Source organism: Halalkalibacter sp. APA_J-10(15) (assembly GCF_023017105.1).
Taxonomy (GTDB): Bacteria; Bacillota; Bacilli; order Bacillales; family Bacillaceae_D; genus Halalkalibacter.
The window spans coordinates 21831-37525 of sequence record NZ_JALKEV010000019.1 but is presented as its reverse complement, the minus strand read 5'-3'; the positions used below and the strand labels follow the sequence as shown (position 1 = coordinate 37525).

Annotated in this window: 13 protein-coding genes and 1 pseudogene; 3 read left to right on the top strand and 11 right to left on the bottom strand. The window is 38.4% G+C overall.

The genetic code is table 11. From position 1 onward, the window contains the following. Positions 1 to 188: 188 nt before the first annotated feature. The 6 genes and pseudogenes from MW695_RS23245 to groES all read right to left on the bottom strand — a co-directional run. Positions 189 to 319: pseudogene (locus MW695_RS23245) on the bottom strand (hypothetical protein); the annotation flags it as partial. 29 nt (positions 320 to 348) lie between these two features. Next, complete coding sequence (locus MW695_RS19070; protein WP_247107088.1) at positions 349 to 2127, bottom strand: sulfatase; 1779 nt, start codon at positions 2125 to 2127, stop codon at positions 349 to 351. A 212-nt stretch (positions 2128 to 2339) separates the two neighbouring features. After that, the gene (locus tag MW695_RS19065) at positions 2340 to 3119 is read right to left on the bottom strand and encodes a MurR/RpiR family transcriptional regulator (RefSeq protein WP_247107087.1); all 780 of its coding nucleotides are present in this window, start codon (positions 3117 to 3119) and stop codon (positions 2340 to 2342) included. A 197-nt stretch (positions 3120 to 3316) separates the two neighbouring features. Next, positions 3317 to 4282, bottom strand: a complete 966-nt coding sequence (locus MW695_RS19060; RefSeq protein WP_247107086.1) for a formylglycine-generating enzyme family protein — start codon at positions 4280 to 4282, stop codon at positions 3317 to 3319. 502 nt (positions 4283 to 4784) lie between these two features. Further along, complete coding sequence (gene groL / locus MW695_RS19055) at positions 4785 to 6431, bottom strand: chaperonin GroEL (RefSeq protein WP_247107085.1); 1647 nt, start codon at positions 6429 to 6431, stop codon at positions 4785 to 4787. Between the two features lie 39 nt (positions 6432 to 6470). Further along, the gene (gene groES / locus MW695_RS19050) at positions 6471 to 6755 is read right to left on the bottom strand and encodes a co-chaperone GroES (RefSeq protein ID WP_035346788.1); all 285 of its coding nucleotides are present in this window, start codon (positions 6753 to 6755) and stop codon (positions 6471 to 6473) included. Positions 6756 to 7113: 358 nt separating this feature from the next. Between groES and MW695_RS19045 the strand changes: the two genes are divergently transcribed. Next, positions 7114 to 7839, top strand: a complete 726-nt coding sequence (locus MW695_RS19045; RefSeq protein ID WP_247107084.1) for a CPBP family intramembrane glutamic endopeptidase — start codon at positions 7114 to 7116, stop codon at positions 7837 to 7839. Next, on the top strand, positions 7836 to 8060 hold the full coding sequence (locus tag MW695_RS19040; protein ID WP_247107083.1) for a YdiK family protein: 225 nt from the start codon (positions 7836 to 7838) through the stop codon (positions 8058 to 8060). The genes MW695_RS19045 and MW695_RS19040 overlap by 4 nt, the downstream gene beginning before the upstream one ends. Positions 8061 to 8257: 197 nt before the next feature. Here the strand turns inward: MW695_RS19040 and MW695_RS19035 are convergent, their stop codons facing one another. The 4 genes from MW695_RS19035 to MW695_RS19020 form a co-directional block, all read right to left on the bottom strand. Beyond that, the gene (locus tag MW695_RS19035; protein WP_247107082.1) at positions 8258 to 8791 is read right to left on the bottom strand and encodes a DoxX family protein; all 534 of its coding nucleotides are present in this window, start codon (positions 8789 to 8791) and stop codon (positions 8258 to 8260) included. 666 nt (positions 8792 to 9457) lie between these two features. Next, positions 9458 to 10225 (bottom strand): twin-arginine translocase subunit TatC, encoded by a 768-nt coding sequence (gene tatC, locus MW695_RS19030; RefSeq protein WP_247107081.1) that lies wholly within the window; start codon positions 10223 to 10225, stop codon positions 9458 to 9460. A 16-nt stretch (positions 10226 to 10241) separates the two neighbouring features. Then, positions 10242 to 10424 (bottom strand): twin-arginine translocase TatA/TatE family subunit, encoded by a 183-nt coding sequence (locus MW695_RS19025; RefSeq protein WP_035346782.1) that lies wholly within the window; start codon positions 10422 to 10424, stop codon positions 10242 to 10244. 24 nt (positions 10425 to 10448) lie between these two features. Continuing rightward, entirely contained in the window at positions 10449 to 11084 is a 636-nt protein-coding gene (locus MW695_RS19020; protein ID WP_247107080.1) for a redox-sensing transcriptional repressor Rex, read from the bottom strand. Between the two features lie 178 nt (positions 11085 to 11262). Here MW695_RS19020 and MW695_RS19015 point away from each other — a divergent pair, with 178 nt between their 5' ends. Continuing rightward, a complete protein-coding gene (locus MW695_RS19015) occupies positions 11263 to 13191 on the top strand; it encodes an ABC-F family ATP-binding cassette domain-containing protein (RefSeq protein ID WP_247107079.1) in 1929 nt (642 codons plus the stop codon). A gap of 94 nt (positions 13192 to 13285) precedes the next feature. On the opposite strand, the gene MW695_RS19010 is transcribed toward MW695_RS19015, so the two are convergent. Next, the gene (locus tag MW695_RS19010; RefSeq protein ID WP_247107078.1) at positions 13286 to 15466 is read right to left on the bottom strand and encodes an MFS transporter; all 2181 of its coding nucleotides are present in this window, start codon (positions 15464 to 15466) and stop codon (positions 13286 to 13288) included. Positions 15467 to 15695: the final 229 nt, after the last annotated feature.

Below are 15695 nucleotides of genomic sequence, written 5' to 3'. Positions count from 1 at the left end.
GCTGGGACATAACTAAAGTGTCTATCTGGAAACCCGAACAAAAGATGAACGTAGCGGATGAAATATACGTAGACTCCTGCGGGATGAAAAGCCAAGGGTGAGACCCCGCAGTGCGAAGCACGAGGAGGCTCACCGGCTTCCCGCGGAAAGCGAAGTATATTTCAGGAGCGGTTTACGTCCACCATCTATCATTGTTCGGCTTTTCTTTTAGTTAAACCACTTTTGTCCCAGCCTCCATTTGTTTCAAGCACTTTCTTATACCAATCAAATGAACTTTTTTTAAAACCGTTGCCTGTTTCATTCCTTCGTTATCACGATCTTCGTCAATCAGGTAATCATCTTCTACTATTAGTCAACTCTAAGAGCCAGATTTAACTGATAGAAGATCAAAGGTTGCTCCTGCTTGTCTATATGTTCCTTTATCCAATTCTTTAGATGCTGAGCTGAAACTGCATCCAATTCACTAGTTTTTTGAAGATCTGATTTCAACAATTCTACTTTTGCTTTATCTTTAATAGAAAACACCGCTGCAAGATACCCTTCTTTTGCACTGTGATTGGAGAATTTAATGTTTTCAGAAACAATTTCTTGTTTCTTATCTGAAATTTTCTGTTCTTCTATTAAATCCTCAATGCTATTAATTTGATCTAATCCATAGTAGCAATACAGTGAATCTGGAGCTTCATTTTCTTTCATTACTTGCTTTAACTTTGTTATCATTTCAAACTCTTTAGTCGCGTCTTGAAGTGGATTTTCTTGGTTTGGATCCTCTTTATAATTAAATAATTTATTACCAAAACGTTGATAACTTTTAGCCATCCAGTCGGTTATTTGCATCTTTAATGTACTGATTCCTTTTGTAAATGCAAAAGAATTATCCAATTGAGCACCCTTGAGCTCATCTGATGTAAAGAGTCTATTCATTCGCATTGGCATTAAGGTGTACTCATGAAGATACTCTTCTTTTCCTGGCATTGGTCCTCTCATATAGATATAGTCGCCGGAAACAATATTGATATTGCTACCAAAGGTACCAAATAGACCAGCATCGTGAACCTCTTCTTCAGATTCAATAACCGAACTTAATGGCTTTCCTAGCATATTCTCCGGAATATCCAAATCATAAAATTCTAATATGGTAGCTGGTACGTCAATATTTTGGGCTAACTGATCTCTAGATTCATTTTGAACTCCTAACTGTGGGTTCCATATGAAGAATGGTAGATGGGCGACTTCGTTGTACACAGGCATAATGTTTTTTCCCCACCATTCATGTTCGCCTAAAAGCAATCCATGATCCGTATTGACAATTAGCATCGTATCTTCCCACATGTTAGTCTCGTCCATAAAGTCTAATACTTTACCTAAATAGGCATCACACATGGTAACGAGCGCTTTATAATATCCTTTAACCACTTCAGACTTTTCAGGTGTAAAATCATCGTGTGAATATAATAACCATCCATTGAAATCGTCTTTTGAGATACCATACATTTTCAAGTACTCTTCTTGTACAAAAAATGGCTCATGTGGATCAAAGCATTCTATTTGTAAAAACCATTGATCAGCATCTTGATTCTCTCTTAAAAATTCTAAACCCGCTTCGACAGTTCTATATAAGGTGTGGTCTTCCTCATTTTTCATGTAACTTCTATTAACAAAGTCTTGAGCCATACTACCGACCTTACGTTTCTTTGCAAAATCAGGAAGGTTCTCTAACCCTTCTATGTCCATATTCTTATTCACTTTTGCCTTCCAGTTGTCCCCTTCTTGGCCACGAATCAATTCATATGAGGAATAGCGCGTATGATAAGTAGCACCTCCATCTCTCCAATAATGTTTATGATCGGTAACAAGATGTGTGTAGATGCCATTTTGTTTCAAAATTTCAGGCATCGAATCATCAAATGGTTCTATTGGCCCCCAACCTCGATGCAAGAAATTGTAACGGCCAGTGTGCAAATCTCTTCTTGCTGGCATACAAGGTAAGCTTCCAGCAAAGAAATTATCGAATTGAACCGTTTTTCTTTTTAGTCGGTCAAAGTTAGGTGTGATTACATCCGAGGTTTCATATGCATTTAAATAATTTCGTTTTAAAGTATCGAACATGACTTGAATCGCTTTCATTACTTCATCTCCTTCCATAAGCGTGTCTGTGTTGTATTACAGTGAATTATATTGTAATAACCGGTGTAAAAGAAGGACTTGAACGGATTATGGGAAACGGTTTCATGACATGGGAATAAACATCTCTTTTTAATTTAAGACAAAATCCATTAAAAAAAGGGCTATTACAATAGCGTGCAATAGCCCTAACGTTTAGTCAGTAAAGTTCTAAATCACTTATTCTTTAACGATTTATTTTTGTATTCAAAATAATTATAGGCAAGGATTTCAATAACACTGTGAAATGCACTTGACGAAGCAAACCAATTCCTAATCATTGTTGAATCATTATTAACATTTACTGCAATACCAAATGTCGCATTATTCATCAACCAATTGTGATGGGATCCGGTTATTGCAAGGATGTTTACGTTCTTAATTAAAGGAATACTAAGTGCTTCCTTAAGAGTTGGATTGTTTCCTGAACCTGAAAATACAATAAGCATATCTTCTTCTGAAATTCTCTCCGTTACCAATTGATAAATATTTGTACTTATGTCCATGGGAAAAGTTTGCATATTCTTTCCGATTCCTAAAAACATCCTTTGCATTTCTTGAGCCAAACTTTGCTGCATGAGACCAGTGCCAGTTATATACACATTTGAACTTCTCTCAATAACTTCGCAAACTTTTGAAAAATCCATTTTATTCAATTGATTTACGGTTTGCTCTACATTGCTGATTAGCATTTTCCCGAAATCTTCTTGTGTAATAGGATTTTCGGTTGTTTGATTTTCCCACTTCATAAAATTTTTCATTTCCGTATATCCAGAGAATCCTAACTTCTGAGCAAATCGTAATACAGAAGATTTAGAACTTAAGCTTTTTTTAGCAAGTTCATTTATTCCTAAATCATAGATATCATCTTTATTATTTAATATAAACTTTGCCAAGACTTTTTCACCCTCACTAAAGGTTGAGTGATTATCATTAATTAATTCTTCTATCTTCAACTAGAATCACCTACTTATTTTTAATATTTTGTTTCTAGTTACTATATCTCGGTGATTTCCTTATTTTTTCAACTTAATAATAGTACAAAAAATTATGTTTTAAACCTTGCTGTTACTCGTGATATGTTCACATGGATAAAAGAAGGTGCACCTCAGTAGCTGAACTGCACCTTCATTTTTTCAAGTTAACAAAGAGCTTACGCATCGATCACACAACGAAATCCTAAATTACCTGTAGCACTATCGGCCGTATTTGAACTACGTGCTGCCACTCGGTATCGATTACAATAAGATTTATGGCAAAGATAGGAACCACCACGCATTACTTTAGTTTGACCCGTATTCGGTCCAACAGGATTCACAAACTGAGATAAATCCGGTGTACTAGTAAACCAGTCCGCACACCATTCCCAGACATTACCTGAAACATTATATAACCCATATCCGTTAGCTGGAAATGATTTTGCAGGTGCTGTACTCACATAGCCATCATCTGCCGTATTCTCTCTTGGAAAATCGCCTTGCCAAATATTACAATAATGCTCACCATTCGGAGTAAGTTCATCTCCCCAAGGATATAGCTTCTGCTCGTGGCCTCCTCTTGCAGCATACTCCCATTCAGTTTCTGTTGGAAGACGCTTCCCAGCCCACTTACAAAAAGCTACAGCATCATTCCAACTTACCTGAATTACAGGATGATCCATACGATCGTCTATGTTTGAGCCAGGGCCCTCTGGCTGATACCAGTAAGCTTCTTCTACTGCAAACCACCATGGCGTTTGCGGCAATTGTTTTGCCCTTTCTGTTAAGTTCCGGGGGATAAATTTGTGAAAAACAAAAGACCACCCAAAATTTTCTGACTCTGTTACATAGCCTGTATCTTTAACAAAAGCACTAAATTCTTGATTGGTTACAGTATAAGCGTCTATATAATATGGGGCCACTGTTACTTTTCTTATCGGCCCTTCTCCATCTGCAGGAAATCCTTCATTGTCTTCGGTACCCATTAAAAATTCCCCTCCAGGAAGGTGAATCATCTTTTCCTTATATTTAATCTGTTCGCTTTGTTCTATTTTCTCACTTTGTTTTTCCGTTTTTATTGGGCTATCAAAATCAGCTCTACTCCCAGCACAGCAAGAACATTGTAGATTCCCCTTATTCATTTATATCCACATCCTTAAGTAACTTCTTTTACTAATTTATATTAATTTTTTTTTGTAATTCCAGTCAATCAATATAATCAATTTAGTTATACCCTATTAATAACAGTGAATATGTAAACATCAAAACTTCTAAGATGATATTATATAGAAGATTATCTAGGGGCAACTACAGTGGACGTAACAACAGGTTTATTATTACTGCTTTGTGCTAGCTACAGGTAGGTTTATTCGCTATGCGTATAAGAGAATGCAAATTGTTGCTTATAATCTGAAATTATACTTTTCCAGAGAGAAATAATCCATTATTTGCGGAAATTGAAAGAAGTTTAAGAAGTGCCGTCAACTGTTATTAGAAAGTTAAACTGAATCGATATGGTTTATCAAAAAAGAGACTTCTCATAAATTAGGATATTTAATGAGAAGCCTCTTTTATTTACATTATGTTAGCATTTCATTATCAAAACACTCATAAAACCTTATAAATCAAGGGTTTTGGGAGCTATCACATCATGCCGCCCATTCCACCCATACCGCCCATGCCGCCCATGTCAGGCATGCCGCCGCCGCCAGCGCCTTCTTCTTCAGGCTTATCAGCGATAACAGCTTCTGTCGTTAAGAACATAGCAGAAACGGAAGCAGCGTGTTGTAGTGCTGAACGAGTTACCTTCGTTGGGTCAACGATACCAACCTCAACCATGTTTACCCACTCACCAGTCGCTGCGTTAAATCCGCTACCGACAGGCTCGCCTTTTAGCTTCTCAACGATAACAGAGCCTTCTAGTCCTGCATTGTGAGCAATTTGGCGAACTGGCTCTTCAAGAGCACGTAGGACGATGTTAACACCTGTCGCTTCGTCGCCTTCAGCGTCTACCGCTTGAACAGCTTTCAATACATTAATTAGCGCTGTACCACCACCAGCTACGATTCCTTCTTCAACCGCAGCACGAGTTGAGTTAAGAGCATCTTCAATACGAAGCTTACGTTCCTTCATTTCTGTTTCCGTTGCAGCACCGACTTTAAGAACGGCTACACCGCCAGCTAATTTAGCTAAGCGCTCTTGAAGCTTTTCTTTATCGAATTCAGACGTTGTCTCTTCGATTTGTGCTTTGATTTGGTTGACACGAGCACCAATTTCAGCTGTATCACCAGATCCTTCAACAATCGTTGTGTTTTCTTTTGTTACAACTACTTTACCAGCACGACCTAATTGCTCAATCGTTGCTGATTTTAGATCTAAACCTAGATCTTCTGTAATCACTTCTCCACCTGTTAGCGCAGCAATGTCTTCAAGCATCGCTTTACGACGATCTCCGAAGCCTGGTGCTTTGACAGCTACTGCGTTAAATGTACCACGAAGCTTATTCACTACTAACGTTGCAAGTGCTTCACCTTCAACATCCTCAGCAATGATTAAGATTGGTTTTCCTTGTTGTACAACTTGCTCTAGTACCGGAAGAACTTCTTGGATGTTTGTGATTTTTTTATCCGTAATTAAAATATATGGATTTTCAAGAACAGCTTCCATCTTATCAGAATCTGTTACCATATAAGGTGATGCATACCCACGATCAAATTGCATACCTTCTACTACCTCAAGCTCTGTTGAGAATCCTTTAGACTCCTCAATTGTAATTACTCCATCGTTGCCTACACGTTCCATCGCCTCAGCAATGATGTCACCAACTGTATCATCAGCAGATGAAATCGCTGCAACTTGTGCAATGGATTGCTTACCTTCGATTGGCTTAGAAATATTCTTAAGCTCCTCTACAGCAGCATTCGTTGCTTTCTCAATTCCTTTGCGAATGACCATTGGGTTTGCACCAGATGTGACATTTTTAAGACCTTCACGAATCATTGATTGTGCAAGAACTGTTGCTGTTGTTGTACCGTCCCCAGCAATATCATTCGTCTTACTAGCTACTTCTGCTACAAGCTTGGCACCCATGTTCTCAAATGCATCCTCAAGCTCAACTTCCTTGGCAATCGTTACACCGTCATTTGTAATGAGTGGAGATCCAAATTTTTTCTCAAGAACAACGTTACGTCCCTTTGGTCCAAGTGTTACTTTCACTGCATCCGCTAATGCGTCAACACCTCTAAGCATTGCACGACGCGCGTCTTCACTAAACTTAATATCTTTTGCCATGATTTCAACCTCCTAATATATTATATGTAGTTCTTTTCGTTAACCGATAATTGCAAGAACGTCACTTTCTCTTAAGATAAGGTATTCTTTCCCTTCATACTTCACTTCTGTGCCTGCATATTTCGAGAAGATAATGGCATCTCCTGTGCTTACTTCAAGCTCAATTCTTTCGCCATTATCTGTTACACGCCCCGTCCCAACAGCAACGACTTTTCCCTCTTGAGGCTTTTCCTTTGCAGAATCGGGAAGTACAATCCCACTCGCCGTTTTTTCCTCAGATTCAACTAATTCAATAACAATACGATCACCTAATGGTTTTAACAAGGAAAACACCCTCCTTCAAAATTCTTATTCTTATATTTATTAGCACTCATCATCATCGAGTGCTAACACATTTATTATAATAATCATATCTAATTCATTTTGCAAGTATTTCACATAAAAAATTTTTCGTCATTTTCAGCTATTATTTTAAGTATATCTCAACATGTTTTTATGTTTACACATCGGCTTCTATTATCCCCAACTTTCCTTACTCTATCCGACTTTATAGACATTCATCAATTTTTCATATCTTCCTAATACATACTTCATTCACTCATATGATACAATAAGAAAAGTTGTTAACAAATGCCTACATAACACAATGAAAGTGGAACATGATAAAAAGGAGACAAACACAGTGAATCGACGTTATTGGTGGATCATTATTACATTTTTAATTATTCAATTTTCAATTTTACCGGGACAATATATTTTATATTGGTTTGGCGTGGAAATCGAACGTATTTTCGGAATGTGGAATGTAATAGCCTTCTCAATCGGATTGGTTATTATGCTGCTATTACTCCGAAAAGATATGCAGGACAGACATTTAGTTAGAGATCGAGCAAGCCGAGGGGATGCTCTCATTTGGTCTATTATCGGAATATTCATGGCATTTGCTGCACAATATGCTGCTGCCTTTGTTCAAATGGTGATTCTAGGATTTGAGCCTGGATCAGAAAACACAGAAATCATCGTTGAATTTGCACAAGCCTTTCCACTATTTATAATCGTTGTTGCTATCATTGGACCTATTATAGAAGAAATTGTTTTTCGTCTCGTTATTTTCGGATCCTTATACAAACGATTTAACTTTTGGATTGCGGGAATTTTAAGTTCTCTTATTTTCGCCGCAATGCATGGTGATTTTCAAAATTTATTAGTCTACACCGCAATGGGGCTTACATTTGCTTTCCTTTATGTCAAAACGAAACGAATTATCGTACCAATCATTGCACATGTGGCCATCAACTTATTTGTCGCTCTCGTCCAAGTTATCTTTGCAGACCAGATTGGCGATATGATTAATGAATTTGAAGAAGTACAGCAACAAGTATTACAATTTATTGGGGGATTATTATGAGAGCTTCACCTATGACTATGGCCGTCGTTTATTTTATAATTGGTGTATTACTCGTTTTATTTGCGATTCAATACGTCAATACATCAGGTTGGAACTTCTGGTCTTACTTAATTATCGGATTTGCGACGATTGACTTTATGATTGCTTTTCGCTTTTTCCGCTTACGTAAAGTCATTAAACAAATCCAAGATCAAAACAAAAAGGATAAGGATGATAAATGAATAATGTTTAGTCCTGCTAAACCGTTAATAGAGGCTTGAGCATTTAGTGGGGGCTTTCAGTAATGCGTGTAACGAAAGCACTCGATGCCTCCTTCTCATACACTCCCTTTGACTTATCTTTAAAAGATGATACACATAAACTCCTGATTCAACTAAAAATTAGGCGACAAATTCAGTTGAATTCGTCGCCTCTTCTCTTATCTTTCTAACACCTCTTGTAAAGGTTGCTTACCTTGGCCTAAGTCATTTTTACGAAAACGAAAAACGTTTCTCAAGTACGGTAACACCCAACGGTCTCCTCCGTATCTCCCAGCATTCGCACCAGCAGCCAGAATAAAGATCGCCACTACTATCATCAATGGATTAGTAGATACAGTTCCTGCAAACAAGAAAGACATATTCATCACGACTCCGAAGAAAGCTGCTGCAGAAGTAAGTACCCCTACTATTAACCCTAATCCGACTAACAACTCGCCCCAAGCAACAACAACGCTAAATACATCCGCGTTCGGAATCGCAAAGCCTTCTAAGAAAGCGACATAAGTAGGATAAACGACTTCCTCACCACTCATAACCGGGTTAGCAACAGACCCTTGTAAATACCCTCCTGCATGAAAATCACCAGTCACCTTACCCCATCCTGCAGATAACCAAGACCACCCTAAATATAATCGTAAGAACACCATAATTCCAGCAGCAATTTTGTTTTCTCTTAAAAATTGACCAAACATGTTAGATTCCTCCCTTTATTATGCTCAATATTTCACATGTAATTGTGAAGTGTTTCACATTCTCTTTACACTTACAGTATAGTTCATTGTCATACCATTGGCTATAGATTCTGAGCATTGTTCAAACTTTGTTCAATTTTTCACAAACTTATTGATGTTCTGTTGCTCATGTCGTGCCGCTCTTGTCCCTCAAAAGCCAGAATAAAGGAACGAGGAATTGCATGCAGCCTGTCATCATTCTAGCATCGGAGCTCCACAGAGAGCCATTTGGTAATCCTCATTCTGCTAAAAGACGAAATACTCGTTGCTTAAGGAGTAAAGGGAATTCCTATTCCGCTAATCTAGTAAAATAAGGCCAAAATGAGTAAGAAAAGTGGATATAGAGGAATGAGAAATCCGTATGCAGCCTATAATTCACCTTTCCCCCACACCACGGATATGGAGGCCACTGAAAAAGTGAAAATCGCACTTTTTCAGTGACCTTTAAGTAATGTGCGTAGCTGTTGCCCGATTTTGAAAGCCTTGCAATGAGTGGGTTTCTCATAGCAAGATGCGCAACGAGTGAAGCGCTCGCTTGTCAAATAAAAGGCACAGAAAAAGTTGATTTGTCTTTTTCTGTGCCCTCTCTTATTCTTTTTTTCTTTAACTTTTAGTCCAGGCTCTTAATTATACGGTTTCCTTATTCTCTTCCTCTGCCTGTTCTCTTTCCTTCTCAGCCTTTAACACCTTACGATACGTAATTTTCGAAATCCAAATACTGAATTCATACAATAACAGCAGTGGTAACGTCACCATCAAATGTGAAATGAATTCTGGCGGCGTAATAAATCCAGCTACGATTAGTAATAGAAAATAGGCAAACTTTCTAACTTGCTTCAGAAAGTCTGGTGTTAACAACCCAAGTCGTGTAAAGAACATCACAACGACTGGCAGTTGAAATAATGCGCCAAATGGTAATGTTACTTGAAATAAAAAAGAAAAATACTCATTAATACCATACTGTTCCGTAATTCCTAGTCTCTCCGATAAGTTGCTCATAAACTGTACTAAAAAAGGAAACAACACAAAGTAGGCAAACGAAATACCTGTAAGTAATAAAAAAAACGCAAATGGAATATATGCGAGCGTCGCCTTCTGTTCGTTCTCATGTAAACCTGGCTTAATAAACGCCCACAACTGATACAAAATGACCGGAAACGTTAAAATCAGTGCACCTGCAAAGGCAAACGTCATAAAAATACGAATAGGATCGGTCATTTTAAACGCATTCATGGGCAAATCTTGTGCTGTCGGTGTACTTTGTAAATATGTGATTAACGGAGTAGCTAAAAAGAAGCCGGCAATGAGAGCGATTGTGAAGAATACGAGCGTAATGACTATTCTACGTCTTAGCTCCACAATATGATCCATTACCGACATGTCTCTTCGATTCATCTATATACCCTTCCTACTAGGCTTTGTCATTATTGTTGTTCTTCTTATCTTCATCTTCATCTGCAAGCCCTTTTGTTGCATTCTTAAATTCACGTAACGTGTTTCCCGCTGCTTTTCCAAGCTCAGGTAACTTCTTCGGACCGAAAATGATTAAAGCGACAATAGCAATTAATGCAATACTACCTGCACCTAATCCCATAGGTACACCTCCTTGTCCATCCTATTATACAGGATAATGCTTCAAAAAATAAACCAATGCTTGTAATTCTACAGAAAGATCAATGTGGTGCACTCGTACCGTGTCTGGCACATCCAATCGCGCTGGAGTAAAATTTAAAATTCCCTTAATGCCAATCTCAACAAGCTCATCAGCGATTCTTTGCGCTACTGCAACCGGAACCGTTAAAATGGCAACCGATACTTCATTTGGATCTATATGCTTCATATCATCGAAATGGCGTATCGTAACACCGCCTACCTCTGTGCCAATTTTCGATTTATCCACATCATAGGCCATCACAATTTGTGTATTATTATTCTTAGAGAAGTTATATTGCAAAAAAGCCGTACCAAGGTTTCCGACTCCTACTAAAATGACCTTCGTTAATTCGTCCTGATCTAACGTTTTTCGGAAAAAGGACAACAAATAGTTTACATTGTATCCATATCCCTTTTTTCCAAGAGCACCGAAATAAGAAAAGTCCCGACGAATGGTTGCAGAGTCTACTTTCACAGCTTCACTTAATTCCGTAGACGACACTCGCTGCTTCCCCGAAGCTTGTAAATTCTCAAGAAAGCGGTAATAAAGTGGGAGACGTTTAGCTGTTGCTTGTGGAATTTTTGTATGATCCGTATTCATTCAATGCCTCCCCCTTCTCTAAATTTAACTAATCATTTCTTAGCTATTGTACACTAATTCACAATTACTTGTCATTCGTTTACTTCGTTGTTCAACAAGTTGTTGAAAGATGCATTCTACGTTACACTAAAAGTGAGAGAACAAGTAACTATGATGAGATGAGAGAAGGAATATCCAAATGATCATTTTACAATGTAACAACCTTTCAAAATCATTCGGCGTTGAACCGATTTTATCATCTATAAAGCTAGAAATTCAAACTGGTGACCGCGTTGGGCTTGTCGGACGTAATGGTGCGGGTAAATCAACGTTACTAAAAATTATAGCCGGACAGCTTTCTTATGACAGTGGCGATTTAATGATGCCAAAAGGAATTGATATTGGTTATTTGGCTCAGGATACTGGCTTAGAATCAAACCTGTCTATTTGGGATGAAATGCTTGCGGTTTTTGAACCATTACAAGAAATGGAGCGCCATATAAGGTCAATGGAAGAACAAATGGCCAATCCATCCATACTAGCCAATAACACAAAATACGAGAAACTCCTTAAAGATTACGATGAAAAACAGCTTCAATTTAAAGACCAAGGTGGCTTTCAATACGAAGCTGATATTCGCAGTGTACTAGCAGGCATGAACTTTGCCGACTTCGATTACGCAACAAAAATTTCGAATTTATCCGGTGGACAAAAAACAAGATTAGCTCTAGCAAAACTACTATTAACGAAGCCTGATCTCCTCATTTTAGATGAGCCAACGAACCATCTAGATATTGAAACACTCACATGGTTAGAACATTATTTAGCAGGCTATAAAGGGGCTATTCTAATCGTTTCCCACGATCGGTATTTCCTAGACCGAATCGTTACTCAGGTCGTTGAAATTTCAAGGACGTTAACAAAGAAATACACCGGAAACTATAGTGCCTATTTAGATGAAAAAGCTAAACAATACGAGCTAGAGCTGAAGCAATTCGAAAAGCAGCAAGGTGAGATTTCCAAGCTAGAGGAATTTATTCAACGTAATATCGCTCGTGCCTCAACAACAAAGAGAGCGCAAAGCAGAAGAAAACAGCTACAGCGTATGGACAAGCTTGATCGGCCAGCTGGTTCAGAGAAGTCAGCTTCTTTTTCCTTTAATATCGAACGTCAAAGTGGGAATGAAGTACTTCGAGTTAACCAATTGCATATTTCATACGATGAAAGCACGATTTTCAGTCAATTGAACCTTGCCATCAACCGTGGAGAGAGCGTCGCGTTAATTGGACCGAACGGCGCTGGAAAGTCGACATTATTAAAGGCGATTATGAACAAGCTGCCAACAGAGCAAGGAACGATACATCTTGGAAGCAATGTTCGAGCGGGCTATTACGACCAAGAGCAAGCCAATTTAAAGTCCAATAAGCTTGTTCTGCATGAACTATGGGACGAGCATCACCTTCTTCCTGAGAAGGAAATACGGACTGTTTTAGGTAACTTCTTATTTAGTGGCGATGATGTTCTGAAGCCGGTCTCAACGTTGAGTGGTGGAGAAAAAGCTAGATTAGCATTAGCAAAGCTCATGATGCAAAAGGCAAACTTCCTCATTCTGGATGAGCCAACGAACCATCTCGACCTCGACGCTAAGGAAGTGCTTGAAAATGCCCTTATCGATTATCCAGGAACGCTTTTATTCGTTTCACATGATCGCTACTTTCTTAATCGACTTGCTACTCGGATGGTCGAGCTAGACCAAGGTCAAATAACTGATTACCTCGGTGATTATGATTATTATGTTGAGAAGAAGGAAGAAACGAAACAACGAGAGCTCTTGAAACAGCAAGATCAAGTCACAGATGTACCGACAAACGTTCAAAATGATAAACAATCCTATGAAATTGACAAAGAAAAGAAGAAGCTAGAACGCCAACGAAATCGTCGCATTGCTGATATTGAAGAGCAAATTGAAGCAATTGAACAATCATTAGCAGATCATGAAGAGGCATTGTGTGATCCAGATGTGTATACCGATCATGAGAAGGCTCAACACATTCAAGAACAAATCGATCAAGGAAATGAAGAGCTAGAGAAACTCATGGACGAATGGGAGCAGCTTCAAGATTCGTAAATTTGTAGCTGTTGCATACCTGATACGCCGAACCAACCCGTATCAGGCATGCAACGTGTGAACCATTTCCATCAAGACTCTTAACCCCCACCTCTCAAGTTTTATCCTCAATAGGCAAAGTCGATTTAGCCGATTGAAATGTACCTACCTCCTTTCGCTCTTTACATTTAGCCAACCAATAATAATGAGTTGAAACAACAGAGAACATCGAAATAGCTGCTGCTACTACACCTGAATCATTAAAGACACACAATGCAAAGGATGCTACCACACCCGATTGCAGAAAGAGCTGCTTCCTTTTGTCTCGTAGCTGTATTCTCTCTTTCCATAAAATAATAGCCACAAGAGCATAGCTCGTTACAAATAGCTGTGTCCAATTAGAATGTCGAATTAACTTAACGTTCATTTTTAACTTCCGTATGACCGTATCAGTAATATAGGTCACATCACCAGCGATAAGACGTTCATAGGCCATACCTATGTGGGTCTGTTCGCCGAACTGTAAACTAAACAAACCGAGCATCAACAAAACAGCAAACAACATAATAAGAATGAGTGATTTTTTCCTTATACGAAGATGAAGCCATTTAACAAATAGAAACCCAAATACTACTGCCGAAGCTAGAGCAGCTCCAGCATTCGTTCCAAGTGAACTTTTACCTAATACGATAAATACAAATAACGACAGTAGCCCAAGACTAACGGTTGAAAGGAGTCCCTTCTTATACATAAAGGGGCTAATCATCATTAGAATCGCAATCATATAAACACCTACAAATTCATTGCCAATTCCATAATATCTAGCACCAATGATCGGATCATATCCTAAAAATGATCGCTGCATGAACCATGAGCCTGCAAAAAGATCAAGCGTAATGACGACTGCTGTTAAACCACCGATGATTGCGATTGGGTAACGGTCAAACCGTTCGAAGAAAAAGCCAGATAGAAACGTTGCTATAATTAATCCAAAAACAAAACCAATGATTCCGATCGAACCAACTAATGGTGCAAGCGATAAAAACCAAAATGGTGACATTAAAGCTGCCAGCAAACAAATTCGGTTCCATTTTCTCCAAACAGGTCGCTGATGGGGATTAAACCAACCAAAAAGGGCAGCTATGAGTAACGAAATAACTAAAACTGTGACGTAGAACGAGACGACCGATGCTCTCATTTTATAGATGAGCACCATATCATCGACACGATCATGAATCGTTTTAGCATGGACAGATGGATCGACCACTTGCATAGGTTGACCTGTCCAATAAGAATCAACGTCCACCTCAAATGATTTCAGCCAAGTTGGAATGAAATCGATACTTGATACGAGGCCATGACGTCTCGTTGTCTGTGACGTTAATGTACCTCCAGCATGATCAGATGACCAGTAAAACACTGGTGCTAACTGATATCTCAATTCATATGCTTCTTGGTGCATCATTGGAGCAATCAGCCAAACATCACTCTCCGCTGTTATTTGTTCAACAAACAGAGTTAATTCGTGTAGCAAAATAGACAACTGATTGTTGAAATGCTCTTTCTCCATAAAAGGCTTCAAAGAAAAAAGCCGATGAAAATCTCCCCATTCAATCACAGAAAATGTACGCTGTGCATTTGTTGTGGATAACCTATCGATAAGGAACTTTCTATCCATCTTCATACTATAAGGGAATTGCTGATCATCCTTAATCGCGAGTAATATGTCCCCTTCTGTATATCCCTCTTCATTCATCGTTAGCAATGACGCATAACGAATCTTTTCATCATTTGTATCACTATGACCATAAACTCGATGACCGATTTGATTGTTAATTAACAACTGTCCAAACCGTCCAGGTACGGCTTTATAAGTTGTTTGTTTATTTTTGTCTACAAGACGATGAAATAATGGCTGAATGATACAATCAGAGCATACCTTCCCTGTTAGCTGTTCCATCCAATCACGACTTCTAATTCCGTTTATGTATTCACGATCTTCGTAACTATTCCACTCTTGAACCCCTACAGCTTTTCCCCCTGACCCAATTGTCACCATATTATTTAAATACGAGTACGGGCCATCTGGTCGAACATTCATTGCTGCAAATGCAGCATCTTTCCAAATAGAATTCTCACTTTGAAACAACAATGGTGTTTCCAAAAAAGAGAGTGCTGGCACAACAATGACGACAACGTCAAGAGAATCATCAGTAGAATGTGAATAACCTGTTAGTGGCTGGACACTTAAAAACGTTAATAAAAATAAAATGATCACTTTTTTCCACATATTCACCAACCTCTACTTATACACTCGATATATCCACACTACACACAGGTTTATACACAGGAAAAACCGTATAAAAGCTTGATTGAAATAACTTATACACATTATCCACATTTTTACCCACAAAGGGTTAGCCACAATCAAAAAGTGATTAAATGAAGCTTTTTCACCCTTTTCCACACTATCCACAATCTATGTGGGTAAGTTATCCCTTATAAATACAAAAAAACACTTATTA

Bases quoted from the DNA above. Each gene is read 5' to 3' on its own strand.
- MW695_RS19015 (WP_247107079.1), top strand. From the start codon at position 11,263: ATGATCATTTTACAATGTAACAACCTTTCAAAATCATTCGGCGTTGAA.
- MW695_RS19025 (WP_035346782.1), bottom strand. From the start codon at position 10,424: ATGGGATTAGGTGCAGGTAGTATTGCATTAATTGCTATTGTCGCTTTA.
- tatC (WP_247107081.1), bottom strand. From the start codon at position 10,225: ATGAATCGAAGAGACATGTCGGTAATGGATCATATTGTGGAGCTAAGA.
- MW695_RS19040 (WP_247107083.1), top strand. From the start codon at position 7,836: ATGAGAGCTTCACCTATGACTATGGCCGTCGTTTATTTTATAATTGGT.
- MW695_RS19060 (WP_247107086.1), bottom strand. From the start codon at position 4,282: ATGAATAAGGGGAATCTACAATGTTCTTGCTGTGCTGGGAGTAGAGCT.
- groL (WP_247107085.1), bottom strand. From the start codon at position 6,431: ATGGCAAAAGATATTAAGTTTAGTGAAGACGCGCGTCGTGCAATGCTT.
- MW695_RS19035 (WP_247107082.1), bottom strand. From the start codon at position 8,791: ATGTTTGGTCAATTTTTAAGAGAAAACAAAATTGCTGCTGGAATTATG.
- MW695_RS19020 (WP_247107080.1), bottom strand. From the start codon at position 11,084: ATGAATACGGATCATACAAAAATTCCACAAGCAACAGCTAAACGTCTC.
- MW695_RS19070 (WP_247107088.1), bottom strand. From the start codon at position 2,127: ATGAAAGCGATTCAAGTCATGTTCGATACTTTAAAACGAAATTATTTA.